At 52.5% G+C, this 7,191-nt stretch carries 6 protein-coding genes and 6 pseudogenes; 1 reads left to right on the top strand and 11 read right to left on the bottom strand.

Going from position 1 to position 7,191, the window contains the following annotated elements:
* The first annotated feature begins 293 nt into the window (after nt 1-293).
* Nucleotides 294-890, top strand: a complete 597-nt coding sequence (locus C1N59_RS20370) for a tail fiber assembly protein (protein ID WP_394550966.1) — start codon at nt 294-296, stop codon at nt 888-890.
* 754 nt (nt 891-1,644) lie between these two features.
* Here the strand turns inward: C1N59_RS20370 and C1N59_RS20365 are convergent.
* The 11 genes and pseudogenes from C1N59_RS20365 to C1N59_RS20315 form a co-directional block, all read right to left on the bottom strand.
* The gene (locus tag C1N59_RS20365; RefSeq protein WP_394550964.1) at nt 1,645-2,670 is read right to left on the bottom strand and encodes a phage tail protein; all 1,026 of its coding nucleotides are present in this window, start codon (nt 2,668-2,670) and stop codon (nt 1,645-1,647) included.
* Nucleotides 2,667-3,273: pseudogene (locus tag C1N59_RS20360) on the bottom strand (phage tail protein I). The gene C1N59_RS20365 and the pseudogene C1N59_RS20360 overlap by 4 nt, the downstream one beginning before the upstream one ends.
* A pseudogene (locus C1N59_RS20355) lies at nt 3,266-4,170 on the bottom strand (baseplate assembly protein). The pseudogenes C1N59_RS20360 and C1N59_RS20355 overlap by 8 nt, the downstream one beginning before the upstream one ends.
* A 3-nt stretch (nt 4,171-4,173) precedes the next feature.
* Nucleotides 4,174-4,523, bottom strand: a pseudogene (locus C1N59_RS20350) (GPW/gp25 family protein).
* A pseudogene (locus C1N59_RS20345) lies at nt 4,520-5,103 on the bottom strand (phage baseplate assembly protein V). The pseudogenes C1N59_RS20350 and C1N59_RS20345 overlap by 4 nt, the downstream one beginning before the upstream one ends.
* A gap of 91 nt (nt 5,104-5,194) precedes the next feature.
* Nucleotides 5,195-5,665 carry a phage tail protein gene (locus C1N59_RS20340; protein WP_080752832.1) on the bottom strand — a complete coding sequence of 157 codons (471 nt, stop codon included), beginning with the start codon at nt 5,663-5,665 and terminating at the stop codon, nt 5,195-5,197.
* Nucleotides 5,595-5,914 (bottom strand): annotated as a pseudogene (gene lysC / locus C1N59_RS20335) (Rz1-like lysis system protein LysC). Before lysC ends, C1N59_RS20340 begins: the two are co-directional and overlap by 71 nt.
* Nucleotides 5,915-5,944: 30 nt before the next feature.
* Entirely contained in the window at nt 5,945-6,184 is a 240-nt protein-coding gene (locus C1N59_RS20330; protein ID WP_394550962.1) for a hypothetical protein, read from the bottom strand.
* Nucleotides 6,181-6,689, bottom strand: a pseudogene (locus tag C1N59_RS20325) (lysozyme). The gene C1N59_RS20330 and the pseudogene C1N59_RS20325 overlap by 4 nt, the downstream one beginning before the upstream one ends.
* The gene (locus C1N59_RS20320; RefSeq protein WP_394550960.1) at nt 6,673-6,849 is read right to left on the bottom strand and encodes an HP1 family phage holin; all 177 of its coding nucleotides are present in this window, start codon (nt 6,847-6,849) and stop codon (nt 6,673-6,675) included. Before C1N59_RS20320 ends, C1N59_RS20325 begins: the two are co-directional and overlap by 17 nt.
* A gap of 26 nt (nt 6,850-6,875) precedes the next feature.
* On the bottom strand, nt 6,876-7,106 hold the full coding sequence (locus C1N59_RS20315; RefSeq protein WP_394550958.1) for a tail protein X: 231 nt from the start codon (nt 7,104-7,106) through the stop codon (nt 6,876-6,878).
* Nucleotides 7,107-7,191 lie beyond the last annotated feature (85 nt).

Genomic DNA, 7,191 nt, shown 5'->3' with positions numbered 1-7,191 from the left:
CGGATTTGCGTGGGGAATTTAACGTGGCTGGGATGATGGAAGTAAATTGATAACGGAAGAACAGTGCTTTCTGCACAAGGAGATGCAATTCGCTCGCATAACCACAGATTTTGTTAACGAATACGGAACCCAACCCCGAATTTTATTGCATTTACTGATCAAAATAGCGAGTCAATGGAAATAATGGGACAAGCTGGTAATCGTTGTCACACATATATATTCATGGAAAACACTGGTGGAGCAGAGACACGACCACGCAACATTGCATTTAACTATATTTTGAGGGCTGCATAATGTTAAGAGCTCAGTTGGATAAAAATCTCATAGCTATTAACTCTGGGGAAGTTAGTGTTTATAATTATGACGGTATTTCACGTGAATATCTTTCAACTATCACTGAAACTCTTGCTAAAGGAGTAGGACTTCCTGCTAATTCATGTGTCGATGCTCCCTTAGAAAAAAAAGAAGGCATGAAGGTTTGCAGAACTAAAGACCTTTCTGCATGGGAGTATATTAGCGATCATCGTGGTGAAACTGTCTACAACACTGAAACAGGAAAATCATTTATTATAACTGAACTGGGTGATAACCCAACCAATACAACTTCAAAAGTTCCAGCTTCAGAGTACTGTAAATGGGATGGTGAAAACTGGGTCGAGGATTTATCGCTTAAACATGAAGCAGATAAAGAAATCGCGGAAAAACATCGAGAAGATATTTTAAACAATATCGATAAGACAATCTCCGATTGGAAGATTGAACTTTTGCTTGGTGACATTAGCGATAATGACAAAGCAAAACTATCAGACTGGATGGCATACAAGTCTGCAGTGAAAGCCGTCGATGTATCGACGGCACCTGAAGTTAACTGGCCGCAAAAACCGGAATAATTAAAGTTTTCTCAAGAATGACAGATAGCGAGGTCGCTATCTGTTAACTCAGCCTGAGTTAGGAGAATTTTTCACTTTTTGGACAGGGTAAAAACAGAAACCAACTTGTCCTTTAGGCCATTTAACACATTAGAATATAATAATTATTTTCATTAAAATATTCTTCGGGTAGATTAATTTCAGTATCAAGTCACCGTCATCTTAAAAAAATGAATAATTTATCTTTCTAGAGTGAACGTGGTCAGAATTATTTTACACTAAAAAGTCAGCCGCTTTATTCTACGGAAAGATGTTCAACTAAAACTAAACTACCTGCAAATTGCAGAGGCATAAATATCCTTGCCTCTGTAATTCTTTCGATGTCAATTTCGAGCCGGGAAGGATAAAGTGAAATGTTGCAGGAGCCGTCGATACATCGACGGCTTTTACTGGATTATCATATGCTATACAAGGTAATAGTTTTGATTTTTCATTACCGCTAATATCACAAAGGAAAGTTTCAATCTTTCAGTGTAATATAATGTCTTTAGTATTGTCCAATAACGCATCCTCAATGCTTGTCGACATTTAACATACAGGGGTTATACTTTTTTAGCCACTCACTCAGCTTTCGCCATCTCTTAAAAAGAACTCTGGAAAAGGATTTATATAACTTATTACTTAGCTCTCACTATATAATTGAATGCTACGTTACGTGGTCTGATAGATATACCTTTCGATATTCCAGATTTTATAGTGGTAATAATGGTTGAATTCATACCATTGTCTGAAATCGCGCCTTCATAATTATTGGGTTAGTTCCATCTGGCATTTTAAAGTCAGATTGCTGCATATCAAATAAGGAATCTTCATTTTTGAATCCTAGCCCGACTACACCATTAGCGCCCGTTGCGTCCTGATTATAGTAATCGAGCATCGCTGTTCTGAGGGTCGTAGACTGCTGCGATGTTAAGATCCCTCTTCCATTATCGATACCACGACCACCATCCCAGCCACGAATAAATTCCCCACGTAAATCTGGTAATTTAAGTGATGGATACGCTTTCGCCAGAAGCGGGTAATCAGCTGCGCTAAAAGTATCACCATTACAGGTCAACCAGCCTGATGGCGGTACTTCAGATGGCCAGGGAACCGGTACACCAACCGGCAAAGCAGAGCCTTCGCCCAAACCGAGGTTTTTGAGAACCTCCGCCACCAGCCCTGCATCTTTAATCTCTGCCAGTGCTTTAGCCGTTTGCAAATACTGGCTATGAGGGTTTGCCGCATCGACATGCTTTTTCATCACATCGTCGGTATAGGCTTTCACTTCGATGACTTTGTCATCCACATACTGGCGCGTGGCCAGCACCACCGAAGGATCAATCTTTAATGTGACGGCACTAGTGCTGTTCACGATCAGAATCATGCGCACGGTCTGGGTACGGCCGCTGCCTTCCTGAAGTTGTGGCTTGTAAGTTTCAGCGCAGTTTGCCACCGCAACCATAACGCCATCGGCGTCATACAGGCCAATTTCGCGGATCCAGAAGCCACCTTCGCCTTCAGGGATAATCTGCTCAGCAATAATCTGGCTGGTGTTCGCGGCATCCACCTTCAGTGAATTCAGCGCGGCGCGTCGCTTTTCGCCGATCAGTTTGGTCTGTGCAGGATCGGGCGTGGGCAAAGTGCCGCCGCCATCCCCCACCGCCATTTGGGTGATTTGCAGTTGGGTACCCAAGGCCGCGGCATTGGCCAGCTTAGCCGCGCCCTGATTGGTCAGTATGGCAAAATATTTCGTTGTCATGCTCTCACTTCCGTCAGGTCAATAAGATGGACCGCTGCGCCGGTGTAACCGGAACCGCCTGCGGTGATAACTTCAGGTGTATAGGGATAAACGGTAAGCTCATCGCCACTGTAACTGGCGGCCGCAACAGGAACGGTGCCGGTGCTGTCCAGATTGATGGATAACCCCGTCAGGTGACGACTGACCGGTTTGGCATCGGCAATTAATCGCTCCAGCTCGTTGTACATGGCCTCGTGATACCGGTTTCCAGCACGCCCACGTCCAGGCGGAACGTGCCCGGCGCTTCGTTGGTGTCCCACCATTCCTTAAAGCGGATCAGATAGCCAAGCGGCTCGACCACACGGCGCAGCGATCCAATCGTTCCCTTGTGCTTATGGATGTATTCCGATGCGGCAACCACGCTGCGCTTGGTGCTTTCGCTCCAGCCTGAATCCCAACGGTCCACTGACCAGGCCCAGGCCAGATAAGGCAGCAGCTCAACCGGGCAGGTCTGGCATTCCACAACATGCGCATCGGCGCAGGGATGGTTTCCAGCGTTGCGCAGGCTTCCGCCGCCACTACCTCCAGCGTCGATGAGCCCGTTGGCAGCAGGCGTTTACTCATCAGAACCTCCTACCGTGATCTGATAACCGGTGCAGAACGCCGCCTGGGTTTTATCCAGCACCACATCCGCAGTCGGCTGCGCCAGTTCGACGCGCTGTACGCCTTCGACGTGCAGGCAGCGTAAAGCGCAGACTTACGGATATCGCGGCCCAGACGTGCCTGGGTGTTCACGAATGCCTGCAGTTTTGCTTCTGAGGCGGCACGAATAGGTTCGGCTTCCGGTCCGGGATAGAGGTACAGCGTTGCCTCGACGCGATAATCCACAATCTGAGCCGACTGAACCGTGACGCGGTCGGCGACCGGCCTTACATCTTCATCGTTCAGGGCGGCATCCACGATTGCCAGCAGATCGTTATCCGCCACGCCGTTGCCCTCACGTGACAGAATAGTGATGGTGACGCTGGCAGGAGACGGACTGATGGCGGAAGCATCGGCGACGCGTCCGTCGGCACTGCGCGCGTGAAACTCATAGGCACCCGATGGCCCTGCCACACTCAGCCCCTCGAAGGCGGCAGCAATGCGGGCACGAAAATCTTCGTCGCGCTCCATTACGGCTTCAACAGGCGGCGTGGCGGTGGGATCTGCAGGGTCAGTACCAGCCGCGTCACGCCGTTATTCGCGCCCAGTTGATCCAGATCGCGCCGTTGGCCCAGGCAACCATCACCGCCTTTGCCGCCTCGTTAACGCGCTGGCGCAGGATAACTTCCCGGTACGCGTTCTCCTGCAGGAGCTTCACCAGCGGATCCGACTCCAGCGCCAGTACGCGGGCAACCGACGCCTGCTGGTCGCAGGATAGAGCGAAATCAATGTCGCCTTGCGTTCCGCAAGCAGCGTTTCATAGTCCAGCGTTTCCACCACATTTGGCGCAGGCAACTGGCTCAGGTCGATAGTAGGCATGATTCAACTCACAGGGACGGTTAACGAAAAATCCTGCGCGGTATCCGCACGGTTGCCGGTGATTTCCACCACCATCCCGCCGTCAAACGCAGACTCAAAATTGATGCCGGTCAGGCTGATGCGCGGCTCCCACTGCAGCAGCGCCATATAACAGGCCGACATGATTTGCAGACGCAGCGTATCGTTTTGCGGCTGGTCAATCAGCGCCGACAGTAGCGAGCCATAATCACGGCGCATTACCCGCGCCCGAGTGGCGTGGTCAAAATGTCGCGCACGGATTGTCGGATGTGATCCAGCTCTTCCAGCGTCGTCCCCGTTTCGCGGCTCATACCGCTATAGCGTGCTGTTGTCATAATGGCGCTCCTGTTGTCCCACCGCTGTCGCCCGGATGTTGATGCGTATGCAGCACTTTGCCATTGGAGGCGAAACTGCCGCCGCTGTGCGATACGTCGCCCTTCATCGTGCCGCCCTGGGTGACTTCCAGCGTGGCGGTTTTGAGCAACGTTGTGCACTCCACCTCGGGCGTATCCAGCAGGATTTTAACGGTCGCCTTGAGAGTGGCAGTCTGGATCCCCTCCGCTTTCAGCGCGCCGGTCTGGGCTCATATTCAATTACCGCCCCATCGGGAAAGGAGCAGTGCAGCGCATCCGCAGAGGCCGATGGCGCCGGACTGGCATCCGAAAACACACCGGGCAAAACAAAGCCGCTGTTCAGCTCGCCGCCCAGGCTCATGATCAACACCTGCTCGCCAACCGAAGGGGCATTCCAGGTACGGGTGCGTCCCGCCCGGGCTGTCAGCCAGTGCAGCCAGTCAGTGGTGTTATCACCGGTCTTTACACGGCAGGTGCCCGCCTCCAGATTGACGTCGGAGACAGTACCGATGCGGACCATATTGCGCAGCAAGCGCTTGATTTCTAATATTTGCTCGTTCATGGCAGTAGTTTCACGTTGCAGGAGAAAAGCAGCAATCGAATGCCGTTTACTCAGAAATGACTAAACAGCGCCTCAGCAACAGCGGCAGTGGCTATGCCTTCCATTCGCTGACCAGCTTGCCTTTGATATACAACTGCCAGGGCCGCGCATCGTTTTCTGGCAGCGCAGGTTCCGGCAGATGCGTGATGTGTAATCCGCCCTCCTGCTGCTCAACCCAGACACGTTCGGTCAGCTGGAGCGTGACCGTCACGGTGTGCTTTCCCTCGCCCGTGGCATCGAGCGTGAAGGTAAAGCCGGTGCGGCGTTTTTCCTCCGACACCATGATGTCGGGCTGGTTTTCCCGCAGCCAGGCCAGCACGGGCACCATGATCAGATCAATATCGTCGGCATACTGAGTAATGACGACAGCCAGCTGAAAGTGGTATTCAAACGACAGCGAGCTGGCGAGGGTGGAGACCAGACTGCCGGACTGAATATCGATGGTCAGGTTGTCAGGATTTTGCTGTAGCAGCGGAACGCTGTTTATCAGCACCTGACGGAGTTGGGTTGCTTTCAACATCATGCTGCTCCTGGCACGCTTTAATCATCTCTACCTGCAACCCGCACGATGCGAGCGCAGCCTCTAACTGGCGGTTATCTGCCGCCAAATCACCCTGCGTTTGCAGGTGGTTCTCCGGGATGGGGCAACTGGTCACGCGTGGACAGCCAGTCCAGATAATCTCGGGCATTGCTGAAGGCGGGACGGCTGTGCAGCGGATAACGTCAGCAGGCAAAGCAGTCGCACTCCAGGCACGTAAAGCGGGATTCGCATCGGTTTCTCTTCTGATTGTCGTTTCGCGGTTCAGCGCCTGAGCGCTGGCCTGGTTTGCTGTAGCCGCAGTTCGGCCTCACGTTTTCGGCTGGCCTGACTGTCCCGGTTGAGTTGATCGATGGCCTTCTCCCGGTTGCTCAGGTCGGCGGCCAGCGCCGCGGCCTTGTGCTGTGCCTTGTCCAGCCGCGCCTCGATGACGCTGAGACGCCAGCCGCCGGCCCCCAGTGCTGCAAGTAACGTCACGATCGCAAACACCATCAGTCGCATCATCCAGCCCCCTTCAGGCACCAGGCCATTTCACGCTGGCGACGGTTATCCAGCCCGGCGTTATACGTCCCTTTGACATAGACCCAGCGTCTGAGCTGCAGGCAGGCATCGCGCCAGCGGCCACGGTTAATGAAGCCCGCCAGCGTGGAGTTACAGGCGGCATGTACGCCGACGTTAAAGCCAAAGGACACCACCGCGTCGTAGACCTCGGAGGCATGTCACGTGTCATGCACTGATCAATGCCGCGCTCAACGCGCATGACGTCATAAACCAGGTTGACTGCCGCCTGGCGCTCGTTCACCACGCTGGCAGGCGTAACGCCCTGCGTATGGCCAATGCCATTAGTCCAGACGCCGGCGCTGCACTGATAAGGTGACGTGCGGCACCCTTCGGCATCAGCAATCAGCCTGAGTCCGGCTTCGGAGGTTTTTAGCATCTTGATTTGCGGTAACAGTGCGGCCATGGCCAGCACGGCGACGACGGCACATCGCTTAGCGATCTGGCTCAAAATTCAGCCCCTTAACGTTGCGCTGCTGCAGCTCGTAGGTTTTGCGGCGGTAATACCAGTTGATAAAAAAGGTTGCGACATTGATGCACATCGTTAACACAGCAACGCCAGAGCCCACCATAAAAGCGATATCCTGTGGTGTGTGACGTCCAAACCACATCAGGACAATCCCGATGAGGTAATTAATCAGAGAACTGATTTTTTTCCATTGGCACTAATCCACAGATTGAGCGTCTCACCAGTAGCCGCTTGGGGCAGATCTGGTAAGACCACTTTGCATCCGTGCGGTAAGGTTGGGCCTTTTTCTGCCAGGCCAGGATTGGCGGCATAAACCTGTTCAACCGCCTGCTGCGTGCGTCCGTAATAACGCCAGCAAATCTCATCAACCGTTTCTTCCTGTCGTGCATAAATCAGCATTGATTGGCCCCTTATGAGCATAAAAACCATGGTTGGCTGGGCGAAATGTTGTCAGCGTAGCCTGCATTACCGGCACCGCATCGCC

It is taken from the genome of Pantoea sp. SGAir0183, from assembly GCF_043545505.1.
Note: the sequence above shows the minus strand (reverse complement) of the source record. Positions and strands in the feature narration are given on the sequence as shown.